This is a genomic window from Isoptericola sp. GX10416 (genome assembly GCF_056590155.1).
This window is the reverse complement of the sequence record NZ_JBWPVO010000003.1, coordinates 386,098-408,735: the sequence shown is the minus strand read 5'-3', so window position 1 is coordinate 408,735 and position 22,638 is coordinate 386,098. Positions and strand designations below refer to the sequence as shown.

Here is a 22,638-nt window from a genome sequence, read left to right as displayed (position 1 = left end):
GGTCCGGGACGGTCGGGTCGGCCAGGGGTGCGGTCTACAGGACCGTGTCGAAGAGGCGGGCGCCGTCCGACTGCGCGGTCGCGGTGCCGGACGCGTCGTAGGTGCGCGCCTCGCCGTCGAGGTTCGCGAGGGTCTCCTGGGTGGAGCGCGCCGCGTGCGTGACGAACTGGGCGTTGGAGTCGCGGACGGTGCGGATGCGCACCGTCAGCTCGGTGAGCCCGGCCAGGTGACCCTCGAAGATCTCGCGCCAGGGCCCGGGTTCTGGCGCCCCCGCGGCGAGCTCCCGCAGCGTGGCCTCCGGCGCGAGGCCCCACGAGGTGGCCACCGTCTCCGAGGCGACGGTGCGCACCAGGGTCGCCTCACGGACCTTCTCCATGACGTTCTCGACCTCGCGGTTCGCCTGCGCGAGCCAACGGGTGCGGCCGGAGGTGAGCAGCAGCTGCTCCTCCTCGAGCTTGAACTGCAGCATCTCGAGCAGCTCGCGCTCTCGCCACAGCAGGGTCGACAGCTCCTGGGGGCCCACGGGGCTCTCCTCTCGCGGGGGGGGGTCGGGATGTTCGGCGAGCGGTGCCAGCCACGGGGCAGGACATCGCTCAAGGAGCACTGTCGGCAGCGCTCGTGCCGATGTGGCCGGCGGACGGCGACTGATCGCCGGCCCCGGTGCATGGGGAGTCCCAGATGCGGCCGACGCCGCGTGACCGACTCTCGTCCCCGGTGCCGCTGCCGGGGGCGCCCAGCAGAAAGGTGCTTCGGCGTGAACCTCACCGAGCGCAACGCTCTCGTCGTCGACAACCTTGCCCTCGTGGGCTTCCTCGTCTCGGACCTCGCCTCGCGCGCCGACCACATCTCGCGCGAGGATCTCGCGTCGGTGGGGGCGATGGCGCTGACGACGGCCGCCACGAACTACGATCCGGCGCGCGGAGTGCCGTTCGGTGCGTACGCACGACGCCGCATCCTCGGCGCGCTCGCGGACGAGCTGCGCTCCCAGGACTGGGCGCCGCGCTCCGCACGCCGCCGGATCAAGGAGCTGACGGCGGTCGAGCAGTCGCTCACGGCCTCGCTCGGGCGCCAGCCCACCGACGAGCAGATCGCTCAGACGATGGGCGTGACCCTCGCCGAGGTGCGGGACATCCGCGACGACGCCGGCCGCTCGATCGTCGCCGTCGAGGACGACACCTACGACCGGGTCGTGCACGACGCCCCCAGCCCCGAGGACGAGGTGCTGGCGGTGGAGGAGAGGCACGTCGTGCGGCAGGCGGTCGCGGCCCTGCCGGAGCGGATGCGGTACGTGGTCGAGGCGATCTACTTCGCCGACCGCAGCGTCGGCGAGCTGGCGGCCGAGCTCGGGGTCGGGCACTCCACGGTGTCCCACACGCGGATCGAGGCCGTGCAGATGCTGCGCGAGGCGCTCGAGACGCACTATGCGGCGGCGTCCGACAACCCGCGGGCCGCGCAGCCCGGCGAGACCGCGCCGCGGGTGGCCGCTCCTCTGACGCAACGCCGGCGGGACTACGCCGCCGCGGTGGGCCAGCGGGTCGCGGGCGGTGCCACGCGCCGCGCCGCTTGGGCGGTCCGGGCCGCGTCCTGAGGTCCGGTCAGGTGTGACCCAGGTCACAGGCCACATCCGGGGGAAGCCTGTCGAGAGTGCTCCATGAACCGGCCCACGGATGGGCTGGAGGAGAACATTCCACCCGCCCGACTCACGGAGGATCTTCATCATGGGCTTCAGCGTCAACACCAACGTCTCGGCACTCAACACGTACCGGAACCTCACCAACACCCAGAACAGCCAGAGCAAGTCGCTCGAGAAGCTGTCGTCGGGTCTGCGGATCAACCGCGCGGCCGACGACGCCGCGGGCCTCTCGATCGCCGAGGGCCTCAAGGCCCAGGCCGGTGGCTACTCGATGGCCGCCCGCAACGCGCAGGACGGCATCAGCGTCGTGCAGACCGCCGAGGGCGCCCTGGGCGAGGCCCAGTCCATCCTGCAGCGCATGCGCGACCTGTCGGTGCAGGCGTCCAACGACACCAACAACGCCGACGCCCGCTCGGCGATCTCCGCGGAGCTCGGCGAGCTCGCCAACGAGCTCGACCGCATCGTCGACTCGACGAACTTCAACGGGATCAGCCTGCTGTCGACCACCGCCGCGGACCTGAACGTCCAGGTGGGTGCCGAGGGCACCGGTGACGGCAACACCATCACCATCGACCTGACGACCAACAACCTGCAGACCGTCATCGAGGCGGGCGTGTACGACGCCGGCGGCGCCGGTGGCACCGCCCTGGACGTCACCACGGCTGCCGGTGCCCAGGCCGCCATCGAGACCCTCGACACGGCCCTGACCGCCGTCTCGACCGCCCGCTCCGGCCTCGGTGCGACGCAGAACCGTCTCGAGTACGCCATCTCCAACATCAACGTCGCCGCGGAGAACCTGACCGCCGCGGAGTCGCGGATCCGCGACGTCGACATGGCCAAGGAGATGATGAACTACTCGCGGACCAACATCCTGGCCCAGGCCGGGACCGCGATGCTGGCCCAGGCGAACCAGTCCTCCGCCGGCGTTCTCCAGCTCCTCGGCTGAGTCTGACGGAGCCGTCTGCGGTGGGTGGTGCGGTGCATACCGCGCCGCCCACCGCGGCACCAGGGCACTGTCGCGCGCCCCACCCCTTCGCCCCCACCCGATCGACGTCCAATCCTGGAGGCTGCCCGCATGAGCATCTCGTTCACCGGACTCGCGAGCGGCATCGACACCGCCGCGCTGGTCAAGGAGCTCATCGCCGCCGAGGCGATCCCGCAGCGCCAGCTCCAGGCCAAGGTCTCGGCCGAGCGGTCCGAGATCACCTCGCTCCAGGACCTCAACACGCGCCTCGCGGCCCTCGCGAAGTCCGCGAAGGAGCTGACGGGCCCCGACGCCCTCTCCCTCTTCACCGCCACCAGCTCCTCGGACTCCGTCGCCGTCGCCGCCCGTGCGGGCGCGGGCGCCGGGAGCCTCGACATCGTCGTCGACGCCGTCGCCGCTGCGCAGACGTCGGTCACGGCCGCCACGAGCGCGGCGACGACCACCAGCTTCACCATCACCGGCTCCGACGGCTCGCACACCGAGCTCACCGCCGCCTCCACGTCGCTCGACGACGTCGTGAGCGCGATCAACGGGGCCGACGCCGGTGTCCGCGCCGTCAAGGTCGCCGCCGGGACCGAGGCGGGGACCGGCGAGCCGCTGTACCGCCTGCAGCTCACCGCCACCGACACCGGGGCCGCGAGCGCCTTCTCCTTCCACGCCGGCACGGCCGCCGAGGTCGACGCCGGCACGGCCACCGACCTGCTGGCCGCACCGGGTGCGGCCACCGTGACGGCCGCCGCCGACTCGTCGGTCCGCCTCTGGGCCGGCACCGACGCCGAGCAGACGATCACCTCGGCGTCCACGACCCTCACCGACGTGCTGCCTGGCGTGGACGTCACCGTCTCGAAGCCGACCACCGACGCCGTGACCGTGACCGTGGGCGACGACCCCGAGGCCCGGGCGAAGGTCGTCCAGGGGCTCGTCGACTCCGTCTCCGCCGTCCTGTCGCGCATCGCCACGCAGACGAAGGTCACCGTCGGCACCGACGGCTCCACCTCGGGCGCGACGCTGGCCGGCGAGTCGGTCGTCCGCAGCGCCCGCCAGGGGCTGCTCGAGTCGCTGACCTACCCCGTCGGCGGCGTCTCCCTGTCCACGATCGGCATCGAGATCACCCGCTACGGCGACGTGTCGTTCGACGCCGACAAGCTCTCCGCCGCCCTCGCTGCCGACCCGGACGCCGTCATGGCCCGGTTCTCGGCCGTGGCCACGCGGGTCCAGGAGACCGCCGAGTCGTTCTCCGACAAGTACGACGGCCTGCTGACCACCACCATCCAGGGCCGGGTGACGAGCGCGAAGCGGCTGGACGACCAGATCCTGGCCTGGGACTCCCGGCTGGAGCAGCGCCACCAGCGCCTCACCTCGCAGTTCACCGCGATGGAGGTGGCGCTCGCCCAGCTCCAGTCGCAGCAGGACTGGCTCACGGGGCAGCTCGCCTCGATGAACACGTCGTCGTCCCGCTGACCGCTCTCCCCACCGAGGAACTGATCGTGACCCACATCGCCCAGAGCGCCTACGGGCGCGACGCCGTCCTGACCGCGTCCCCCGCCCGGCTGCTCACCATGCTGTACGACCGCCTGGTGCTCGACCTGCGCCGCGCGCAGGCGGCGCAGGCCGAGGAACGCTGGTCGGCCGCGTCCACCCAGCTGGTGCACGCGCAGGCGATCGTCGCCGAGCTGATGGGCACGCTCGACCGGACCGCGTGGGACGGCGCCGAGGACCTCCTCGCGCTGTACGTCTACGTGCACGAGGCGCTCGTGGCCGCGAACGTCGGCCGCGACGTCGCGCGCACGACCGAGGCGCTCGAGCTCGTGCTGCCGCTGCAGGAGGCCTGGCAGCAGGCTGCCGACCAGCTCCCCGTGGGTGGCGGCACAGGTGCCACCTCGCAGGGAGGGATCTCCGGTGTGGCGTGATCGGCAGTCCGAGCACGACCGGTGGGCGAGCGTGCTGGACGACCTGGAAGCGATGGCGACCGGCGCCGTCGGCGTCACCGACGAGGCGATGGTCAGGCGGCTGCTCGACTGGGAGCCGCCCGTCGACATCGGCCGGGTACCGGTCGACCTGCGGCCGCGGGCGCTGGACGTCCTGGACCGGATGTCCGACGTCGCGGACCGGCTGCGTGCACTCGTGGCCGATCACCGCCGGCAGGCGCGTGCCCTGGACGGTGTCCCCCGTGCGCACGACCCCGGCGCGGCGGCCTACCTCGACGTGTGTGCCTGAGGCCCTCTCGGTCATGCACACGGACCCGCTCGCGGGTCCCGAGCCGAACGTACGGCTCACCTCTCAACCCCCTGCATAGGGGTCGAGTGACGAACAGCAAGAGCGCAGTGCGCACGGCGAGGACGGATCGCTCGCCCGGCAGGCCATGGGACGGCCGACCACAGCGACACGGGAAGACCTCCATGTTCGACTCCGTCACCTCCATGGCGCTCCAGAGCGCGCTCGACGGGCTGTCCGCCCGGCAGAGCGCGATCGCGGAGAACGTCGCCAACATCAACACGCCCGGCTACACGGCCAAGCGCGTGCAGTTCGAGGAAGCGCTCGCCGCCTCCGTCGACGACGGCGGCGGTCGCGTGCACCCCGCCGTGACGCGCTCGCTCGAGCCCACGCAGCTCGACGGATCGAACGTCAACCTCGACACCGAGACGATCTCGAACATCGACACGGCGCTGCGCTACCAGTTCGCGTCGCAGGCCGTCGGCGGCGAGGCCGCCGCCCTGCGTGCGGCGATGAGGACGGCCTGACATGACGTACGACGCCCTGGGGATCGCCGGCACCGGCCTGTCCCTGCACCGCAAGTGGCTCGACGCCGTGGCCGACAACATCGCCAACGTCAACACCGTCACGTCCACCGACGACGCGGCCTTCCGGGCCCGCTACGTCCTCGCGACCGAGGGCACCGAGGACGACCCGGGCGCGTACGTCGCCGGCGCCGCCTTCGGCAACCCGGAGGGGCGCCTCACCCACGAGCCGGACCACCCGCTCGCCGACGAGGACGGCTACGTGCGCTACCCGGACATCGACATGTCCGAGCAGATGGGCAGCCTCATCCTCGCCCAGCGGGGCTACCAGGCGAGTGCCGCCGTCGTGGACCGCGCGAAGACCGCCTACGAAGCAGCCCTGCAGATCGGGAAGTGACCCCCATGCCTATCTCACCAGTCGAGGCCACGACCGCGACCGGGTACCTCCCCCCGGTCGAGAACCCGGCCGCACCGGCGGCGGCCACGTCCACCGGTGCCACCGACTTCGCGCAGGTCCTCGGGTCCGCCGTCGACGGCACCCAGCAGCTGCAGGGCACCGCGAACGAGCTGGCGGTCGCCGCCGTCACCGGCGACCTGAAGAACGTCCACGAGGCCACGATCGCGTCGACCCGAGCCCAGACGACCCTCGAGCTCGTCGCCGCCGTACGCAACAAGGCGGTCGACGCGTTCAACGAGATCATGAGGATGCAGGCCTGACATGCCCGAGAAGATCAAGTCGTCGCTGGGTCGCGCCTTCGGGGCCGTCCGCGACTTCACCATCGCGCAGCGGACGCTCGCTGTGCTCGCCCTGGCCATCCTCGCGGTCGCGGTGGTGGCGCTGGTGGCCTGGATGGCGCGTCCCAGCTACTCCCCGCTGTACTCCGGGCTGTCGAGCGCGGACGCCGCGGCGATGGTCGAGCAGCTGCAGTCCGCCGGCGTCCCGTACGAGCTGGCCGACGGCGGCGCCACCGTCATGGTGCCCGAGGAGCAGGTCTACGACCAGCGCCTCGCGGCGGCCTCGGCGGGTCTGCCCGCCGAGGAGCCCGCCGGGGGCTACTCCCTGCTCGACGAGATGGGTGTCACCTCCAGCGAGTTCCAGCAGGACGTCACGTACAAGCGCGCCCTCGAGGGTGAGCTGGCGCGCACGATCTCCGCGATGGACGTCGTGCGTACTGCCACCGTGCAGCTCGCGGTCCCCGAGGAGACGGTCTTCGTCGACGAGAAGGGCGAGCCGACGGCGTCCGTGTTCGTCCAGCCCGAGCACGGCAAGCAGGTCGAGACGGACGACGTCGAGGCGATCGTCCACCTCGTGTCGGCCTCGATCGACGGTATGGCGCCCACCGACGTCGCCGTCGTGGACGCGAACGGCGAGGTGCTCTCGGAGGTCGGAGTCGGGACGCAGTCCTCGGGCACGCAGTCCGCGGAGTACGAGGACAGGGTCGGCGGCCAGGTCCAGGCGATGCTCGACCGCGTCGTCGGTGCCGGCAACTCGACCGTGGCCGTCACCGCCGAGATCGACCAGTCGAGCTCGGAGCGGCTCGCCGAGACGTTCACCTCCCCCGAGGGGGACCCGGTGCTCAGCGAGTCGACCAGCACCGAGGGCTACACAGGTGGCGGCGGGGGCACCGCGGGCGTGCTCGGCCCCGACAACATCGCCGTCCCCGACGGCGGCGGCGCGGACAGCAACTACACGTCCGAGGAGGCGACCCGCAACAACGCCGTCGACAAGGTCACCGAGACCACGACCACTCCCGCGGGCACGCTGACGCGGCAGCACGTCTCTGTCGCGGTGGACGCGGACGCGGCCGGCGGGCTCGACACCGCGGCGGTCACCGCCCTGGTGTCGACCGCGGCGGGCCTGGACCCCGAGCGCGGGGACGCGGTCGAGGTCGAGATCCTGCCGTTCGACACCAGCGCGGCGGACGAGGCCCAGGCGGCGCTCGCCGAGGCCGACGCCGCCGCGGCGGCCGAGCGCCAGGAGGCGCTGGTGCGCAACCTGGTGATCGGAGGCGTCGTGCTCGTCCTCCTGCTGCTGACCGTCGTGGGCCTGCTGCGCAACCGCAAGCGCCGCGAGCGTCGGGAGCGGCGCGAGTCGGTCGACCCGGATGCTCTCGCGCTCGCGAGCGGCGCCGACGACCTGCCGGGCCTGCCCGTGGGTGCTGAGCCGGCGCCCGAGCTGCCGCCCACGCCCCCGCGTCCCGCCATCCAGCCCCCGGTGTCCCGCATGACGGACGTGGACCAGCGCCGCGCCGAGGTGGACGCGCTCGCCGCGACCGACCCGGACAAGACCGCGGAGTACCTGCGTGGTCTCCTCACCGACAACCGTGCGGGGGTCTGACCGATGAGCGTCACGACCGTTCCCGCCGACGCGACGACCGTGCTTCCCGCGGTCGGCACGACCAGCCCGACGCCGGACCAGCTGCGCCGGATCGCGGCGATGACAGGCGTCCAGAAGGTCGCCCTCGTGCTCATGCAGATGAACCAGGAGCACGCCGCGACGATCATGTCGCTGTTCTCCGAGGACGAGGCCGGCGAGGTGGCGGCGGAGATCATGCGCACCCAGGTCGTGGACGAGTCGCTCGCCGTCGCGGCGCTCGACGAGTTCTACGACATGGCGCTGTCCGGCAACCCGCGCCCGCGTGGGGGCAAGGACCTCGCCGTCGGGCTGCTCGAGGCGTCCCTGGGGACCGACCGGGCTGCCGAGGTCGTGGACCGACTGGTGACGAGCATGCAGGGCAAGGCGTTCGAGTACTTGGACGGGACCGAGCCGGGGCAGATCGTCTCGCTGCTCGACGGCGAGCACCCGCAGACCGTCGCCCTGGTGCTCGCCCACCTCGGGTCGCACGTCGCGTCGGGGGTGCTGGCCAGCCTCGGGGAGGACTATCGCACCGACGTCGCCCAGGCGCTCGCCACGATGGGCACGGCGTCCCCGGACGCGGTGAAGCTCGTCTCCGAGCAGTTCCGTACCCGGATGGGCGCCAGCATCGCGCCGCGACAGCCGGCCGAGACCGTCGGCGGCGTCCAGCCGCTGGTGGACATCATCAACCGGTCCGACGCGGTGACCGAGAAGGCGCTGCTGGACGGGCTGGAGGCCCGCGACCCGCAGCTCGCCGAGGAGGTCCGTTCACGCATGCTCACGTTCGAGGACATCGCCTCGTTCGACGCGCGCGACGTCCAGACCATCCTGCGCGGCGTGGAGATGGCCGTGCTCGCGCTCGCCATGAAGGGCACGAGCCGCCGGGTCGTCGACACGATCACGGCGAACATCTCGGAGCGCAACCGCGCCCTCCTCGAGGAGGAGACCGCGGGCCTCGGCGGCGTGCGCATGAGCCAGGTCGAGGAGGCGCGCGCCGACATCGTGCGCATCGTCCGCAACCTCGAGGCCGAGGACAAGATCACGATCCACCGCACGGAGGAGGACGAGCTTGTCTACTGACTTCGTCGCCGCCCACCGGGCGGCGGACCAGCCGACCACCAGCACCTTCGTGCCGCAGGTGGCCCCGGTCCTGCCCGGCACGCACCTCGCTCGGCTGGAGGCCTCGGCCTCCGCCCGCGGGTACGCGCAGGGGTACGCCGCCGGTGCCCGCGCCGCGCGGGAGGAGGCTGCCGCGCTCCGCGTCAGGCTCACCGCGCAGGACGAGCGGCGTGCCGCGGAGCACACGGAGCGCACCGCGCGCGCGCGGCAGCTGCTCGACGAGGCGGTCCGCTCCCTCGGTGCGCGGACGGTGCCGGTCGTCGCCGAGGCGCAGTCCGCCGTGCTGGCGGGCGCCCTCGACCTGGCCGAGGCGATCGTCGGGGTACACCTCGCCGACCGTCCCCACGCCGCGCACGCGGCCCTGGCCCGGGCGACCTCCGACCCGCAGGGCGCCGTCGTGGCGGTGCGCCTGCACCCGGACGACGTGCGTCTGCTGGCCGAGACGGGCGTCGACGTGCCGCTCGTGCCCGACCGGACGCTGCGCCCCGGCGACGCCGTGGCCGAGCTCGAACAGGGCTTCCTCGACGCCCGCGTGCACACCGCCGTCGAGCGGGCCCGCGCCGCGCTGGACGAGCGGAGCGACCCCGCCGGACGTGCCTCATGACCGCCACGACGACGGCCACCGGCACCGCCGCCCACCGGAGCGCCGAGGGGGTGCCGTCGCGGACCCGGTCGCGCGCGTTCGCCGCGCTGCTGTCGGCCGCCCGCCCTGAACGGGTGGGGGTCGTCACGTCGGCGGTCGGGCTGAGCATCGAGGTCGCGGGGCTGCGCTGCGCGATCGGTGACCTGGTGCAGGTGGGCTCCGCCCCGCACGTGGTGGACGCGGAGGTCGTGGCCACCGCTGAGGGGCGGGCGCGCTGCATGCCCCTCGGACGGCTGTCCGGGGTCGGTGCCGGTGATCCCGTGCACACGAGCGGCAGCGGCGTGGTCGTGCCGACCGGGCGCGGACTGTTCGGGCGGGTGATCGACGCGCTCGGGCGCCCCGTCGACGGCCTGGGCCCGCTCGACAGCGGCGCCCGCGTCCCGGTCGACAACGAGGCACCCTCGGCGATGGACCGCGCCCGCATCGACACCCCGCTGACGACCGGCGTCCGCGTGCTCGACACGCTCACCACGCTGGGTCGCGGCCAGCGCATCGGCCTGTTCGCAGGGTCCGGCGTCGGCAAGTCGTCCCTGCTGTCGATGGTCGCGCGCGGCACCGACGCGGAGGTCTCCGTCATCGCCCTCGTGGGCGAGCGCGGTCGCGAGGTGCGGGAGTTCCTCGAGGACGACCTGGGCCCCGAAGGCCTCGCGCGTTCCGTCGTGGTCGTCGCCACCTCCGACGAGCCGGCGATGATGCGCCGCCGGGCCGCGCTCACCGCGACCCGGATCGCGGAGTCGTTCCGGGACGCGGGCAAGCACGTCGTCCTCATGATGGACTCCCTGACCCGCGTGTCCATGGCCCAGCGGGAGATCGGGCTGTCCGTGGGTGAGCCGCCGGCGACGCGCGGCTACCCGCCGTCGACGTTCTCGCTCATGGCGAGCCTGCTGGAGCGAGCCGGCACCGGTAGCACCGGCTCCGTCACCGGGATCTACACGGTCCTGGTCGACGGCGACGACCACAACGAGCCCGTCGCCGACCAGGCGCGCTCCATCCTGGACGGGCACGTCGTGCTGGACCGCGCGATCGCGGTCACCGGCCACTATCCGGCAGTCGACCCGCTCGGGTCGATCTCGCGCGTCGCGTCGCGCGTCACGACGGCGGAGCAGCGATCCGTGGCCCTGACGCTGCGCAAGGTGCTCGCCGCCCGGCGCAAGGCGCAAGACGTCCTCGACATCGGCGCCTACAAGTCCGGCACGGACCGGCTCGTCGACGCCGCGCTGGAGCACGAGGCCGCGATCAACGGCTTCCTGCAGCAGGCGATGACGGACCAGACGCCGGCACCCGAGGCGTGGTCGCGGCTGACGCGGCTCGCCGAAGCATTGGCTGGGGAGGAGGCCTGATGGCGACCACGTTCCGGCTTGCAGGCGTGCTGCGCCTGCGCAAGCTCACGGAGGACCAGGCGAAGCTGCGGCTGGCGGGCGCCGGCGCGGAGCTCGACGGCGCCCTCGAGCGGGCGGGCGGTCTCGCCGCCTACGTCGACGGCGCACCGGAAGGGGCGGGCAGCACCGCGTCGCTCGCGGCCCTGGCCGCGTCGCGAGCCGCCGCGAGCGCCATGTATTCCGTGCTCGAGTCCGAGGTGCGCCTCAAGGCGCAGACCGTGGACGAGGCACGCACCGCGCTGCAGCAGGCCCGCAGCGAGGCCATGGGGCTGGAAAAGCTCCAGGAACGGCACGACCGCGCCGCCGCCCTCGCCGAGGGCCGCGCGGAGCAGGCCGCGCTCGACGAGGTCGCCTCGTCGGCCTGGCACCGGACACCAGGAAGGACCACAGGACCGTGAGCATGACCGACGCGCTGACCAGGGTCGGCGAGATCCGCACCCAGATCGCCACGCTCCAGGACGTCGCCGCGGGGCGAACCACCGCGACGACGAGCGCCGCCACGTCGGCGACGACGCAGCAGAACGCCACCCAGTTCGCGTCGGCGCTGGCTGCCGCCACCGGCACGGACGTCACGAGGATCGCGGGCCAGCTCTCCGGCGCCACGGCAGCGGGCACCACCGGCACCCAGCCCCTGGGCGGGCTGCTGGCGGGCGCCCCGACGACGACGGGCAGCGGGAGCGCGACGAGCACCCCGGCGTCGACCGACGCCGGCGCCGCCAAGGGGCGGGCGATCGTGGAGACCGCGAAGGAGTACCTCGGCACCCCGTACGTGTGGGGCGGCGAGTCGCTCGCCGAGGGCGGCCTCGACTGCTCCGGCCTGGTGCACCTCAGCTACTCGCGGCACGGCATCGACCTGCCGCGCGTCGCCCGCGACCAGATGGGCGAGGGCACCACCGTCAGGTCGCTGGCCGAGGCCCGCGCCGGCGACCTCATCATCCAGCGGGGCGGCAAGCACGTCGGCATCTACCTGGGCGACGGGCAGATGATCCACTCGCCGCGGCCGGGCAAGACCGTCGAGATCGCGAGCATCACCGACGACCGCGTCACCACCATCCGACGCATCGTCGACTGAGGCGCCGACCCATGACACCGACGACCTCCACCGGCGCGCCGTTCACCGGTGTGGCCGCACCGGCCCGTCACCGTCCGGCGGCGGGCGGCGAGCACGCCGGCGTCCGGTCCGACGACTTCCGACGAGCCCTGGCGAGCGCCGCGGGCCAGGACGACGCCGCGGCTCCCGCCCGGGGCAAGGGCCAGGGCTCCGGCACGGGCATGTCCGGCGACGCCGACACCGGTGCGCGTGCAACTGCCCTCGCGGTACCGGCCGAGGCCGGGGCCCTGCCGCTGCCGGTCTCGCCCGCGACGCCTGACGGCGCGCTCCCCGGAGCCGGCCGTCTCCTCGGCGCGGTGAGCGGCGCGGAGGGTGCGCTGCCCGAGGGCACCGTGGCGGACGCCGCCACAAGCCCGCGGGGTTCCGTGCCTGCGGGCCACCAGCCTGCGGACCACCCGCCCACGGGCGACGTGCCGGCGGACGACACGGTCGCAGGCACCGTGCTGCCGTCCCTGTCGTCGACCGAGCCCGCCGGGCCGGCCTCCGACGCCTCCGCGTCGGCCGGGTCCGCCCAGGCTTCCGGCCTGGCGACCGGGACGGCCGCGGTGGCTCAGGCACCGGCTGGATCGGCCGAGCCGGGCCGGGCGGCGGCTGTGTCCCCGGCGGGGCTTCCGGCCGCGCCCGACGGGTCGACGCCCTCGGCCCCGGCAGCCCAGGAGTCGGTCGCACCGGCCGCGCACGACGGGTCGACGCCCTCCGCCCCGGCAGCCCAGGAGTCGGTCGCACCGGCCGCGTCGGTCGCACCGGCCGAGTCGGGCCGCCGGTCCTCGGCGCCGCTCCCGACGGCCGGGCCTGTCGGCCCGGACCCCCGGCCCCCGGCGACGCCGGCGGTGGGACCCACCTCGGCGGCCGGCCCGACCGCCGCGCCGCCGTCGACCCCCACCCTCACGGCCAGTCTGTCCGGCCCTGCCCCCGCCGCGAGCGCGCCGGTGGTCGCAGGTGCCCGCGCCGCGGGAGGAGCCGAGGCGCTGCCCGCCGCCCGGGGCGCTGCCGCGCCTGCCGCCCTGGTGGACCAGGCCGCCGCGGCACCGGTCCAGGCGCCTGCCGTCCCGACGTCGTCCGCCGTCACGCCGGCCGCCCCCGCGCCGGCCCTCGCGCCGCAGCAGCCGCCCGTGCCGCTGCGCACCCAGGTGAGCGGGCCGACGTTCCAGCTCCTCGCGGCGGGCGACGGCGACCACGTGCTCACGCTGTCGGTCACGCCCGAGAACCTCGGACCGGTGACCGTGCGTGCCCACATCTCCGGGGCGGACGTGCGCATCGAGCTGTTCGCGCCGCACGACACCGGCCGGGAGGCCCTGCGCGGGCTCACCGCCGACCTCCGCCGCGACCTCGCGGGCATCGCGCCCACGGCGACGCTGACCGTCTCGTCGTCGGACACGCCGTCCACGACCGGCCAGGGCGGGCCGCAGGCCGACGGCTCTGGCGCAGGACGCCAGGCGCCGGGCGACACCCACGGACGGGGAGGCGACCGGGCCTCGGGCACGGCCGCCCCCGGGACCGGTCCGGATCCGTCCACCACCGACACCACCGACCAGCCGACAGTGAAGGACGGGACGATCGGCGCCACCCGGCGCCTCGACGTCCTCGTCTGAGGAAGGAGCGACGTGCCAGACGCCGTGTCCGCAGCAACGTCCACCCCCGTGTACGGGTCCGTCCCCGCCACCGGGGACGCCTGGGGGGCCTCGTCGACGACCTCGACGCAGGCCACCCGCACGCCGAAGCAGGAGTACGACTCCGAGCTGTTCCTCGAGCTGCTGGTCACCCAGCTGCGCAACCAGGACCCGGCCAGCTCCATGGACACCGGCGAGATCGTCTCCCAGACGACCTCGCTGGCGATGATGGAGGCGCTCACCTCGATGAGCCAGCTCGTCGAGGAGACGAACCTGCGCCAGCAGGAGTCGTTCGCGCTGCAGATGCGCAGCGCCGCGGCCGACCTGCTCGGCCAGCGGGTGTCCTACCTCGACGCCGACGGCGTGGAGCACACGGGCACCGCCACGGCGGTCTCGTACCGCGCCGGGGTCCCCACCGTGACCGTCGACGGCACCACGGTCGACCTCGACCAGGTCTCCGCGGTCGCCCACCTGGGCGGCACGGCGGACAGCACCACGGACGGCACGGACGCCGCCGACAGCCCGGCTGCCACGGACGGCGCCACCGACAGCTCCGGCAGCGGCGACGCCGCCTGACCCGAAAGGACCATCGTGCTCCGCTCTCTCAACACCGGGATCTCCGGCCTGCGCGCCCACCAGACCATGCTGGACGTCACGGGCAACAACATCGCCAACGTCAACACGACCGGCTTCAAGTCCTCGCGCACCCAGTTCCAGGACACGCTGTCACAGCTCGTCGCGGCGGGCACCGCCCCCGGCGACCAGGCCGGCGGCACCAACCCGGCACAGGTCGGCCTGGGCGTGACCACCAGCGCTGTGACCACCCAGTTCACCCAGGGCGCCGCCCAGACCACGGGCGTGCCGACCGACCTCATGATCGACGGCGACGGGTTCTTCGTCGTCGAGCGCGGCGGGCAGGAGTTCTACACCCGCAACGGTGCGTTCAACTTCGACGGCAACGGCCGCCTGGTGAACGCCGACGGCGACATGGTCCAGGGGTGGACCGCCGTCGACGGACAGATCAACCCGGGCAGCCCGGTCGGCCCGCTCACGATCCCGGTGGGCGACGTCGTCCAGCCGCAGGCCACGACCAGGGTGGGCCTCGGCGGCAACCTGCCGTCGGACGCCGCCGACGGCACCGAGCTCGTGCGCGACGTCGAGGTCTTCGACGCCCGTGGTGGTGCGAGCCGCCTGTCCCTCGTCTTCACCGCGACGACGAACGGCTGGTCCGTCCGCGCGCAGGACGGCGAGACGGGCGCGGCGCTCGCCGGCCCGGAGGGCCTCACCTTCACGAACGGCCGGCTCACCGGTGGCGGGACCCTCGCGGTCGGTGGCATCGACGTGGACCTCGCAGGTGTCACGTCGTACGCCGAGCTGTCGAACATCGCGGTGGAGGACTCCGACGGTCGCGCCGCCGGCTCGCTCACCAGCTACTCGGTCTCCGGGGACGGTTCGATCGTGGGCCGCTACTCGAACGGCACCACGGAGGTGCTCGGGCAGGTCGCGCTCGCGGCCTTCACCAACCCGGGCGGCCTGGAGAAGGCCGGCGGCTCGCTGTACTCCGCGACGCAGAACGCCGGCGACGTCGTCGTGGGCGCCCCGGGCGGCCAGGGGCTGGGCGGGATCACCTCGGGCGCGCTCGAGATGTCGAACGTGGACCTCTCGCAGGAGTTCACGAACCTCATCGTGTCGCAGCGCGGCTTCCAGGCGAACTCCCGTGTCATCACCACGGCCGACGAGGTCCTGACCGAGCTCGTCAACCTCAAGCGCTGACCGGGCGCCTGACCGACCGAGCGCCTGACCGACCGACCACCGACAGTCCGACCCCGCCCGCAGGAGGCCCCCATGATCGTTCTCACGCGCTTCAGCGCGGAGCGCATCGCGATCAACGCCGACCTCGTGGCGCGCGTCGAGACCAATCCGGACACCCGGGTGACGTTGGTCGACGGCTCGCGCTACATCGTGACCGAGCCGATGGAGGAGGTGATCCGCCTGGTCGAGGAGCACAAGGCCCGCGTGCTCGCGCTGGCACGTGCTCTGCCCGAGACCGGCGGTCACCTCCCGGCCGACACCACCCGCCCCGGCCTCTCGGCCGTGCCCGCGATCCGCGACACGACCGAGGGCGCACCCGGCAGCTCCGACCCGGCTGCCGCGAACCCGTTCAACGCACCGAGGACGAAGTAGGCCATGGACCCCGCAACCATCATCGGCATCGTCATCGCGTTCGGCTCGCTCGTCGCGATGGTGATGCTCGAGGGCGCGCACCTCACGTCGCTCCTGCTGCCCGCGCCGATCATCCTCGTCGTCGGGGGCAGCATCGCCGCGGCGCTCGCGTCCGGCACCCTGAAGGACGCGATCGCCGCAGGCAGGGCGCTGCCCCGGGCGTTCACCGGCAAGCCGGCCCAGCCGGGCGCAGCGATCGTCGACGTCGTGCGTGCCGCGGAGGTCGTCCAGAACGACGGCGGCCTGCTCGCCCTCGAGGCGGAGTCGCAGAAGACCGACGACCCGTTCGAGCGCAGCGCCCTGCAGTCGCTGGCCGACGGGGCGGACGCCGACCAGCTGCGCACCCTGCTCGAGGAGCGGATCGAGACGAAGGCTCGCCAGGACGGCGTCGCGTACGGGTTCGTCAACGCCATCGGCGGATACGCCCCGACCATCGGCATCATCGGCACGGTCGTGTCCCTGACGCACGTGCTGGAGAACCTGTCCGACCCGTCGACGCTGGGCCCGATGATCGCTGCGGCGTTCATCGCGACCCTGTGGGGCATCATGTCGGCCAACTTCATCTGGCTTCCGCTGGGCGCCAAGCTCAAGCGGATCTCCGACCTCGAGATCGAGCGGCTGAACGTGCTGCTCGAGGGGTACATGTCGATCCAGGCGGGCACGCGCGCCCGCATCATCGACGAGCGGCTGCGCACGATGGTCCCCGAGGGTGCCGTTCCGCTCGACGAGGCCGCCTGATGGCGCGGCGCAGGCACGGGCGCACGTCGGCCGGCGGCGGCGACGGTCATGACAGCAGCGGCAGCGGCCGCTGGATGGTGTCGTACATGGACATGGTCACGGTGCTGATGTGCCTGTTCATCGTCCTGTTCGCCATGAGCTCGGTCGACCAGAGCAAGTACCAGGAGCTCAAGTCGTCCCTCGCGGCGGGCTTCGGCACCGTCGCCGACGCCGATGTCGTCGAGGCGCGGGTGGGCAGCCCGGCGAAGACGCCGGAAGAGGCCATGTCGCAGGCCGACGCCGACCTCGAGCGCGCCAAGGCCGAGGTCGCGAACCTCACCGCGCTGCGCGACGCGATGTCCGACGACCTCGCGGACCGCGGCATGTCCGACGACGTCCGCTTCGACATCGACGAGCGCGGCCTCACCGTGCGGCTCGTGTCCGCCGACACCTTCTTCTCCTCGTCCAGCGCCGAGCTCACCGCCGACGCGCGCAGGGTGCTCAAGGTCGTCGGCCCGGTCCTGGAGCCGACGTCGTACCAGGTCCGCATCGAGGGGCACGCTGACGAGGTCGCACTGCGCCGCTCCGTGTACCCGACGAACTGGGAGCTGTCCGCGGCGCGCGCCACGGCCGTGCTCCGTCACCTCGTCGCCATGAACTCCGTCGAGAACGAGCAGGTCGCCGCCGTCGGCTACGGCTCCGCCCGCCCGCTCGTCCCGGGCAAGGACGCGAAGTCGCTCGCCGCCAACCGTCGTGTCGACGTCGTCGTGCTGTCGGCCGAGCCGGAGGCCGTGCGTGCGCTCATCCCGGGTATCCTCCGCGGCGCCGAGGGAGGCTCCGCGGAGAGCTGACCAGGGCGGACCTCGGGGTCGCGCGTCGCGTGCAGGCTCATGCCGGGTGACGCGCATAGGAAAGTCACGTGAGCCCGACAACTGTCAGATCCGCAGGATCAGCCCCCCCACGCAAGGTCGAGGTCTACGACTTCCGCCGACCGACCACGCTCGTGCGCGAGCACCACCGCGTCCTCGAGATGGGGTTCGAGAGCTTCGCGCGCCAGTGGGGCACCCAGCTGACGGCGCGTGTGAGGGTCGTGTCGCAAGCCACCCTCACGTCGGTGACCATGCGCACCTACGAGGACTACGTCGCCGAGCTGCCGGTCACCACGACGTTCGTCGTGTGCGAGCTCGAGGGCGTCGCACCGCGCGCCGTCCTGCAGTTTCCGCACACCGACGCGCTGATGTGGATCGCGCACATGCTCGGTGCGGGGCCCAGCATCCCGCAGATCGACCGCAAGTTCACCGAGATCGAGCGGGCGCTCGTGACGACGCTGGTCCACGAGACGCTGCGCGACCTGCGCCACGCGCTCGGTCGGCTGCTCGACGGGCCGCTGCAGATCTCCTCGATCCAGCACAACTCCCAGCTCGCGCAGGCGGCACCGACCGCCGAGCTCATGATCGTCGCCGACTTCCAGCTGCGGGTGGGCGAGCGCATGTGCCGCGCGACGCTCGCGCTGCCGGCCGTCGCCCTCATGTCGAACCTCGGCGAGGCGAACCCGGCCGAGGACCCCGCCGACGCCGCCCTCCGTGCGCGCAAGCACGTCTCGCGGTCCCTCGTCGACGTCGACGTCCGGCTCGCCGGCGCGGCCATGACGCCCGGTGAGGTCATCGAGCTCGCTGTCGGGGACGTCGTCCACCTGCCGCACCCGCAGTCCCGCGCGCTCGACGTCGTCGTCGACGGCCACGTCCTGGCGCACGGCGCGGCCGGCTCGTCCGGCTCCCGTCTCGCCTGCCGCATCGTCACCATCGAGGAGAACTGACCCATGAGCACCGCCATCAGCCCCGACCGTTCCGCCGTCGACGCCGCCAACCAGGCCGCGGCCGCACTGGTCGCGCTCGTCCCCACCCCTGCACCGCTGCGTGCCGTGCAGCGCGGACCTGCCCCGGCCGTCCCGGAGGGTGCCGCCACCGTCCTCGCTACGTACGTCGGCGGGGCGGGCACCGACCTGGCTCTCGTGCTGATCGACCAGGCGTCGCTCGCCGACGCGTCCGAGGCCGGGCCCGTGGAGGTCACCGACGTCCTGCGCCCGGCCCTCGAGGCGGCGGGCGCCACGACCGGCCCCGGTGTGCTCACCGAGGTGTGGTCGGGCGACGCCACCGAGCTGCTCGCCGACGAGGCGTCCGTGGTCTTCGAGCTCGCCGGAAACGACGGGCCGGCCGGCTGGTTCGCCGTGCGCACGCGCCGCTCCGTGTCCACGGCCCGCGACGCCGTCGTGCCCGACAACCGGCTCGCCCGCATCTCCAACGTCCAGATGCGCCTCGAGGTCGTCGTGGGGCGCACCCGGATGGCCGTGCGCGACGTGCTCGGCCTCGAGCCGGGCGTCGTCGTCGAGCTCGACCGCTCAGCCGGCGCGCCCGCCGACGTCCAGCTCAACGGCCGCACCATCGCCAAGGGCGAGGTCGTCGTCGTCGACGGCGGCGACTACGGCGTGCGGATCACCACCCTCCTCGACGCGGACGACTGACCGGCATGGACCTCGTCACCGTGCTGCGGGTCGCGTTCTCGCTGGTCGTCGTGTTCGGGCTCCTGTGGCTGTCCTACCGGATCGCCGGCAAAGGGTCACGGAGCACGGCGAAGGCCTCCGGGGCGCAGCTCGCCGTCGTCGCCCGCCAGGGCCTGACCGGCAAGAGCGCCGCCGTGCTGCTCCAGGCGGGCGGCACGCAGTACCTGCTCGGGGTCACCGAGTCCTCCGTGACGCTGATCGACCGGCAGGACGCTCCCGCGGTGGACGCGGCCGTCACCGAGACGGCGTCCTCCGCCGTGCCGGCCGAGCCGCTGTTCGACGACGCCGTGACGGCCGCGCAGCGCTGGCTGGTCCGCACGCGCGTCGCGCCCCAGCAGGACGTCGTCGACGTGCCCGGCGACGACACGCACGACACACCCCGTGAGGCGGACGTCGCGATCCCACGCCCCGCGCTGGCCGACGCACTGCGGACGTTCCTCGCGCCCGCCACGTGGCGCCGCTCGGCCCTGACCGTGTGGGCGGGCCGGAGATGACCGCTTCCACCACGCCCTCCGCGCCCCTGGCGCGGCGGCTGCGAGGCCCTGCCCTCGTGGTGCTGATCGCCCTCGTCGTCGTGCTCGCGGCGGTCCTGTTCGCCCCCGCGGCGGGGGCCGCGCCCGTCGACCCGACCCCGCCGACCGCGCCCACGGACCCGGCAGACCCTCAGGACGCCGGCAGCAGCGTGTCGGTAGATATCAACGGACCGAACGGCGAACCCTCGTCCTCCCTCGTCACCCTCGTCGGCATCACCCTGCTGTCGCTCGCGCCGACGCTGCTGCTGATGATGACGTCGTTCACCAAGATCTTCGTCGTCCTCGCACTGACCCGGAACGCGCTGGGCACCGCCACGGTGCCCCCGAACATGGTCCTCGCCGGGCTGGCGCTCTTCTTGTCGATGTTCGTGATGTGGCCGGTGATCGGCCAGATCAACGACGTCGCCGTGCAGCCCTACCTCGACGGCGGCATGACGTTCGCCGACGCGCTCGACGCCGGCGCGGCCCCCCTGCGCGAGTTCATGCTCGCGCACACCCGGGAGGAGGACCTGGCCCTCATGACCCGGGCCGCGGACCTCGACAACCCGGCGAACCCCGACGTCGTGCCCATGACGACGCTCGTACCGGCGTTCCTCATCTCCGAGCTGCGGGCCGCCTTCATCATCGGCTTCGTCGTGTTCGTGCCGTTCCTCGTCATCGACCTCGTCGTCTCGGCCGCCCTGATGAGCATGGGCATGATGATGCTGCCGCCCACGATGATCTCGCTGCCGTTCAAGCTGCTCCTGTTCGTCCTCGTCGACGGCTGGGGGCTCATCACCACGACGCTCATCAGCACCTACGGGGTGAGCTGACGATGGAGACCAACGCCGTCATCGACATCGCCACCCTGGCGCTCACCATGGCCGCCAAGCTGGCTGCACCGGTGCTCATCACGTCGCTCGTCGTGGGCTTCGCCATCTCGCTGGTGCAGTCCGTCACCCAGATCCAGGAGATCACCCTCTCGTTCGTGCCCAAGGCCGCGGCCGTGGCCGTGGCGCTCATCATCTGCGGCAACTGGATGATCGGCGAGATGGTGTCGTTCACCCACGCCATGTTCGAGCAGATCCCCTCGCTGCTCGGCGGCGGCTGACCCGTGGAGCTCGACATCGACCTGGGCTCGCTCCAGGCGACCCTGCTCGCCGGCGTGCGGATGGCGGCCTTCATGATCATCGCCCCGCCGTTCTCGCACCGGGCGATCCCCTCGCAGGTGCGGGCGATCCTCGCCGTCTGCCTGGGCATGGCCGTCTCCGCCGGTGCCGCCCCCGGCTTCGTGCCCGTGGGCACCGCCACGCTCCTCGGGTACGTCGTGGCCGAGGCCGTCATGGGTGCCATGCTCGGCGCCCTCGTCATGATCGTCATGTCCGCGATCACGGCAGCCGGCTCGCACCTCGACCTGTTCGGCGGCTTCTCGCTCGCCATGGCCTACGACCCGCAGACGAACGTCCAGGGCTCGCAGCTCACCCGCCTGTTCGCACTGACCGCCGTCGTGCTCATGTTCACGTCGAACGCCTACCAGATGGTCGTGCTCGGGCTCGCCCGCTCCTACGAGGCCGTCCCCGTGGGGGCGCTCGCGGGCGTGCCCGTCGACTCCTTCGTCGAGGCCCTGACCGGGTCGTTCGTCGCCGGCCTGCAGATCGCCGGTCCCATCATCGTCGTGCTGTTCCTCGCCGACGTCGGACTGGGCCTGGTCAACCGCGTGGCGCCCGCGCTCAACGCGTTCGCGATGGGCTTCCCGCTGAAGATCTTCCTCACCCTGTCCCTCGTGGGCACGGTCGTCGTGGCGCTGCCGCACGCCGTCGCCGTGCTGGTGGACCAGGCGCTGGGCTACATGGGGGAGGTGGGCTGATGGCCGAGGGCACCGAGGAGAAGACCGAGCAGGCCTCCGACCGCAAGATGAAGGAGGTGCGGTCCAAGGGCCAGCTCAGCCGCTCCCAGGACCTGACGGCCTGGATCGGGATGGGAGTGGCCGGCGCCGTCCTGCCGTGGACCCTGAGCAGGGGCGCGCAGGAGGCCACGACACAGGTGCTCTCCTGGCGCACGGTCATCGAGAATCCGGATCCCGACGTCGCCCTCTCGTACGCGCAGCAGGCGCTCGGCTCCGTGCTGCCCACCCTGGGCATGCTCCTCGCCGCGACCGTGATCGCGGTCGTCGTCGGTTCGGTCTCCCAGGGCGGGCTGCACCTGAAGAAGCCCCGCATCGAGGTCGAGCACCTCGACCTCGTCAAGGGCATGAAGCGGATCTTCGGGCCGCAGGCGCTGTGGAACGGGGTCAAGGCACTGCTCAAGACGACGGTCGTGGGGCTGGTGCTCTACGTCGTCGTCCAGTCGCTCATGCCCGTCCTGCTGGCGGCCGGCGGCCTGCCGATCGCCTCACTGCTGCTGGCCGCGAACGGCGGGGTCGCCTCGCTCCTGATCTGGGCCACGGCGGCCGGGATCGCGCTCGGCCTGCTCGACGTGCTCGTCGTGGGCAAGCGCAACCGCAAGAAGACCCGCATGTCCAAGAAGGAGCTCAAGGACGAGCACAAGAACTCCGACGGCGACCCCCTCGTGAAGTCGCAGCGTCGGTCGATGGCCCGCTCCATGAGCCACAACCGCATGATCTCCTCGGTCGCGGACGCCGACGTCGTGGTCGTCAATCCGACGCACGTCGCCGTCGCGATCGCGTACGAGCCCGGGAAGTCGGCCCCTCGTGTCGTCGCCCGGGGTGCTGACCACGTCGCGGCCCGCATCCGTGAGCGCGCCGAGGAGGCCCGCGTGCCGATGGTGCAGGACGTGCCGCTCGCCCGGGCGCTGCACCGGGCGTGCGACGTGGGCCAGGAGGTGCCCGTCGAGCTGTACACGGCGGTCGCACGCGTCCTGGCGTTCGTCATGGCGCTCGCGCGGCGAGGTGCCGCGGCCTCCGCAGTGCCGCACCGCATGACGCAGCCGGCGATGGACCCGGACACGGTCGTCGCCGATCGCCCGCTGCGCCGTCGTGCGGGTGCATAGGGAGTCCCGGCGGCCCCCGCCGCCCTACCGGAACGTGAAGGAG

At 73.0% G+C, this 22,638-nt stretch carries 28 protein-coding genes; 27 read left to right on the top strand and 1 reads right to left on the bottom strand.

What is annotated here, in order from left to right; translation table 11 throughout:
• Nucleotides 1-34: 34 nt before the first annotated feature.
• Entirely contained in the window at nucleotides 35-523 is a 489-nt protein-coding gene (locus tag ACWAT2_RS07720; protein WP_402372887.1) for a flagellar protein FlgN, read from the bottom strand.
• Nucleotides 524-754: 231 nt separating this feature from the next.
• On the opposite strand from ACWAT2_RS07720, the gene ACWAT2_RS07715 reads away from it, so the two are divergent.
• The 27 genes from ACWAT2_RS07715 to ACWAT2_RS07585 all read left to right on the top strand — a co-directional run bounded on the left by ACWAT2_RS07715 (nucleotide 755) and on the right by ACWAT2_RS07585 (nucleotide 22,595).
• Nucleotides 755-1,588 carry a sigma-70 family RNA polymerase sigma factor gene (locus tag ACWAT2_RS07715; protein ID WP_402372884.1) on the top strand — a complete coding sequence of 278 codons (834 nt, stop codon included), beginning with the start codon at nucleotides 755-757 and terminating at the stop codon, nucleotides 1,586-1,588.
• A gap of 130 nt (nucleotides 1,589-1,718) precedes the next feature.
• Nucleotides 1,719-2,579 carry a flagellin N-terminal helical domain-containing protein gene (locus ACWAT2_RS07710; RefSeq protein ID WP_402372881.1) on the top strand — a complete coding sequence of 287 codons (861 nt, stop codon included), beginning with the start codon at nucleotides 1,719-1,721 and terminating at the stop codon, nucleotides 2,577-2,579.
• A gap of 129 nt (nucleotides 2,580-2,708) precedes the next feature.
• Nucleotides 2,709-4,079: a flagellar filament capping protein FliD gene (fliD, locus tag ACWAT2_RS07705; RefSeq protein ID WP_402372879.1), complete on the top strand. Its 1,371-nt coding sequence runs from the start codon at nucleotides 2,709-2,711 to the stop codon at nucleotides 4,077-4,079.
• 26 nt (nucleotides 4,080-4,105) lie between these two features.
• Nucleotides 4,106-4,528 (top strand): flagellar export chaperone FliS, encoded by a 423-nt coding sequence (fliS, locus tag ACWAT2_RS07700; protein WP_402372876.1) that lies wholly within the window; start codon nucleotides 4,106-4,108, stop codon nucleotides 4,526-4,528.
• Nucleotides 4,518-4,835, top strand: coding sequence for a hypothetical protein (locus tag ACWAT2_RS07695; protein WP_402372874.1), 318 nt, complete (start codon nucleotides 4,518-4,520; stop codon nucleotides 4,833-4,835). Before fliS ends, ACWAT2_RS07695 begins: the two co-directional genes overlap by 11 nt.
• 182 nt (nucleotides 4,836-5,017) lie before the next feature.
• Nucleotides 5,018-5,359: a flagellar basal body rod protein FlgB gene (locus tag ACWAT2_RS07690; protein ID WP_402372871.1), complete on the top strand. Its 342-nt coding sequence runs from the start codon at nucleotides 5,018-5,020 to the stop codon at nucleotides 5,357-5,359.
• A 1-nt stretch (nucleotide 5,360) separates the two neighbouring features.
• A complete protein-coding gene (locus ACWAT2_RS07685; protein ID WP_402372868.1) occupies nucleotides 5,361-5,753 on the top strand; it encodes a flagellar basal body rod protein FlgC in 393 nt (130 codons plus the stop codon).
• 5 nt (nucleotides 5,754-5,758) lie between these two features.
• The gene (gene fliE, locus ACWAT2_RS07680; protein ID WP_402372865.1) at nucleotides 5,759-6,073 is read left to right on the top strand and encodes a flagellar hook-basal body complex protein FliE; all 315 of its coding nucleotides are present in this window, start codon (nucleotides 5,759-5,761) and stop codon (nucleotides 6,071-6,073) included.
• A gap of 1 nt (nucleotide 6,074) precedes the next feature.
• Entirely contained in the window at nucleotides 6,075-7,694 is a 1,620-nt protein-coding gene (fliF, locus tag ACWAT2_RS07675) for a flagellar basal-body MS-ring/collar protein FliF (protein WP_402372863.1), read from the top strand.
• A gap of 3 nt (nucleotides 7,695-7,697) precedes the next feature.
• Nucleotides 7,698-8,792 carry a flagellar motor switch protein FliG gene (fliG, locus tag ACWAT2_RS07670; protein WP_402372860.1) on the top strand — a complete coding sequence of 365 codons (1,095 nt, stop codon included), beginning with the start codon at nucleotides 7,698-7,700 and terminating at the stop codon, nucleotides 8,790-8,792.
• Complete coding sequence (locus ACWAT2_RS07665) at nucleotides 8,782-9,435, top strand: FliH/SctL family protein (RefSeq protein WP_402372858.1); 654 nt, start codon at nucleotides 8,782-8,784, stop codon at nucleotides 9,433-9,435. The genes fliG and ACWAT2_RS07665 overlap by 11 nt, the downstream gene beginning before the upstream one ends.
• A complete protein-coding gene (locus ACWAT2_RS07660; protein WP_402372855.1) occupies nucleotides 9,432-10,814 on the top strand; it encodes a FliI/YscN family ATPase in 1,383 nt (460 codons plus the stop codon). Before ACWAT2_RS07665 ends, ACWAT2_RS07660 begins: the two co-directional genes overlap by 4 nt.
• Complete coding sequence (gene fliJ / locus ACWAT2_RS07655) at nucleotides 10,814-11,251, top strand: flagellar export protein FliJ (protein WP_402372853.1); 438 nt, start codon at nucleotides 10,814-10,816, stop codon at nucleotides 11,249-11,251. The genes ACWAT2_RS07660 and fliJ overlap by 1 nt, the downstream gene beginning before the upstream one ends.
• A 2-nt stretch (nucleotides 11,252-11,253) precedes the next feature.
• A complete protein-coding gene (locus tag ACWAT2_RS07650; RefSeq protein ID WP_402372956.1) occupies nucleotides 11,254-11,925 on the top strand; it encodes a C40 family peptidase in 672 nt (223 codons plus the stop codon).
• An 11-nt stretch (nucleotides 11,926-11,936) separates the two neighbouring features.
• Entirely contained in the window at nucleotides 11,937-13,556 is a 1,620-nt protein-coding gene (locus ACWAT2_RS07645) for a flagellar hook-length control protein FliK (protein ID WP_402372851.1), read from the top strand.
• Between the two features lie 12 nt (nucleotides 13,557-13,568).
• On the top strand, nucleotides 13,569-14,150 hold the full coding sequence (locus tag ACWAT2_RS07640) for a flagellar hook capping FlgD N-terminal domain-containing protein (protein ID WP_402372848.1): 582 nt from the start codon (nucleotides 13,569-13,571) through the stop codon (nucleotides 14,148-14,150).
• 15 nt (nucleotides 14,151-14,165) lie between these two features.
• Nucleotides 14,166-15,347 (top strand): flagellar hook protein FlgE, encoded by a 1,182-nt coding sequence (locus tag ACWAT2_RS07635; protein ID WP_402372846.1) that lies wholly within the window; start codon nucleotides 14,166-14,168, stop codon nucleotides 15,345-15,347.
• Between the two features lie 72 nt (nucleotides 15,348-15,419).
• Nucleotides 15,420-15,758 carry a flagellar FlbD family protein gene (locus ACWAT2_RS07630; RefSeq protein ID WP_402372843.1) on the top strand — a complete coding sequence of 113 codons (339 nt, stop codon included), beginning with the start codon at nucleotides 15,420-15,422 and terminating at the stop codon, nucleotides 15,756-15,758.
• A gap of 3 nt (nucleotides 15,759-15,761) precedes the next feature.
• A complete protein-coding gene (locus ACWAT2_RS07625; RefSeq protein ID WP_402372840.1) occupies nucleotides 15,762-16,535 on the top strand; it encodes a motility protein A in 774 nt (257 codons plus the stop codon).
• Nucleotides 16,535-17,365 carry an OmpA/MotB family protein gene (locus ACWAT2_RS07620; RefSeq protein WP_402372837.1) on the top strand — a complete coding sequence of 277 codons (831 nt, stop codon included), beginning with the start codon at nucleotides 16,535-16,537 and terminating at the stop codon, nucleotides 17,363-17,365. The genes ACWAT2_RS07625 and ACWAT2_RS07620 overlap by 1 nt, the downstream gene beginning before the upstream one ends.
• A gap of 68 nt (nucleotides 17,366-17,433) precedes the next feature.
• Entirely contained in the window at nucleotides 17,434-18,330 is an 897-nt protein-coding gene (locus tag ACWAT2_RS07615) for a flagellar motor switch protein FliM (RefSeq protein WP_402372835.1), read from the top strand.
• A gap of 3 nt (nucleotides 18,331-18,333) precedes the next feature.
• Nucleotides 18,334-19,035, top strand: a complete 702-nt coding sequence (locus tag ACWAT2_RS07610; protein WP_402372833.1) for a FliM/FliN family flagellar motor switch protein — start codon at nucleotides 18,334-18,336, stop codon at nucleotides 19,033-19,035.
• A gap of 5 nt (nucleotides 19,036-19,040) precedes the next feature.
• Entirely contained in the window at nucleotides 19,041-19,568 is a 528-nt protein-coding gene (locus tag ACWAT2_RS07605; RefSeq protein WP_402372830.1) for a FliO/MopB family protein, read from the top strand.
• Complete coding sequence (fliP, locus tag ACWAT2_RS07600) at nucleotides 19,565-20,419, top strand: flagellar type III secretion system pore protein FliP (protein WP_402372828.1); 855 nt, start codon at nucleotides 19,565-19,567, stop codon at nucleotides 20,417-20,419. The genes ACWAT2_RS07605 and fliP overlap by 4 nt, the downstream gene beginning before the upstream one ends.
• 2 nt (nucleotides 20,420-20,421) lie before the next feature.
• A complete protein-coding gene (gene fliQ / locus ACWAT2_RS07595) occupies nucleotides 20,422-20,697 on the top strand; it encodes a flagellar biosynthesis protein FliQ (protein WP_402372825.1) in 276 nt (91 codons plus the stop codon).
• Between the two features lie 3 nt (nucleotides 20,698-20,700).
• Complete coding sequence (locus ACWAT2_RS07590; protein WP_402372822.1) at nucleotides 20,701-21,453, top strand: flagellar biosynthetic protein FliR; 753 nt, start codon at nucleotides 20,701-20,703, stop codon at nucleotides 21,451-21,453.
• Nucleotides 21,453-22,595 (top strand): EscU/YscU/HrcU family type III secretion system export apparatus switch protein, encoded by a 1,143-nt coding sequence (locus ACWAT2_RS07585; RefSeq protein ID WP_402372819.1) that lies wholly within the window; start codon nucleotides 21,453-21,455, stop codon nucleotides 22,593-22,595. Before ACWAT2_RS07590 ends, ACWAT2_RS07585 begins: the two co-directional genes overlap by 1 nt.
• The last annotated feature ends 43 nt before the right edge of the window (nucleotides 22,596-22,638 follow it).

Bases quoted from the DNA above. Each gene is read 5' to 3' on its own strand.
- ACWAT2_RS07710 (WP_402372881.1), top strand. From the start codon at position 1,719: ATGGGCTTCAGCGTCAACACCAACGTCTCGGCACTCAACACGTACCGG.
- fliD (WP_402372879.1), top strand. From the start codon at position 2,709: ATGAGCATCTCGTTCACCGGACTCGCGAGCGGCATCGACACCGCCGCG.
- ACWAT2_RS07690 (WP_402372871.1), top strand. From the start codon at position 5,018: ATGTTCGACTCCGTCACCTCCATGGCGCTCCAGAGCGCGCTCGACGGG.
- ACWAT2_RS07685 (WP_402372868.1), top strand. From the start codon at position 5,361: ATGACGTACGACGCCCTGGGGATCGCCGGCACCGGCCTGTCCCTGCAC.
- fliE (WP_402372865.1), top strand. From the start codon at position 5,759: ATGCCTATCTCACCAGTCGAGGCCACGACCGCGACCGGGTACCTCCCC.
- fliF (WP_402372863.1), top strand. From the start codon at position 6,075: ATGCCCGAGAAGATCAAGTCGTCGCTGGGTCGCGCCTTCGGGGCCGTC.
- fliG (WP_402372860.1), top strand. From the start codon at position 7,698: ATGAGCGTCACGACCGTTCCCGCCGACGCGACGACCGTGCTTCCCGCG.
- ACWAT2_RS07660 (WP_402372855.1), top strand. From the start codon at position 9,432: ATGACCGCCACGACGACGGCCACCGGCACCGCCGCCCACCGGAGCGCC.
- fliJ (WP_402372853.1), top strand. From the start codon at position 10,814: ATGGCGACCACGTTCCGGCTTGCAGGCGTGCTGCGCCTGCGCAAGCTC.
- ACWAT2_RS07650 (WP_402372956.1), top strand. From the start codon at position 11,254: ATGACCGACGCGCTGACCAGGGTCGGCGAGATCCGCACCCAGATCGCC.
- ACWAT2_RS07645 (WP_402372851.1), top strand. From the start codon at position 11,937: ATGACACCGACGACCTCCACCGGCGCGCCGTTCACCGGTGTGGCCGCA.
- ACWAT2_RS07630 (WP_402372843.1), top strand. From the start codon at position 15,420: ATGATCGTTCTCACGCGCTTCAGCGCGGAGCGCATCGCGATCAACGCC.
- ACWAT2_RS07625 (WP_402372840.1), top strand. From the start codon at position 15,762: ATGGACCCCGCAACCATCATCGGCATCGTCATCGCGTTCGGCTCGCTC.
- ACWAT2_RS07620 (WP_402372837.1), top strand. From the start codon at position 16,535: ATGGCGCGGCGCAGGCACGGGCGCACGTCGGCCGGCGGCGGCGACGGT.
- ACWAT2_RS07610 (WP_402372833.1), top strand. From the start codon at position 18,334: ATGAGCACCGCCATCAGCCCCGACCGTTCCGCCGTCGACGCCGCCAAC.
- ACWAT2_RS07605 (WP_402372830.1), top strand. From the start codon at position 19,041: ATGGACCTCGTCACCGTGCTGCGGGTCGCGTTCTCGCTGGTCGTCGTG.
- fliP (WP_402372828.1), top strand. From the start codon at position 19,565: ATGACCGCTTCCACCACGCCCTCCGCGCCCCTGGCGCGGCGGCTGCGA.
- fliQ (WP_402372825.1), top strand. From the start codon at position 20,422: ATGGAGACCAACGCCGTCATCGACATCGCCACCCTGGCGCTCACCATG.
- ACWAT2_RS07585 (WP_402372819.1), top strand. From the start codon at position 21,453: ATGGCCGAGGGCACCGAGGAGAAGACCGAGCAGGCCTCCGACCGCAAG.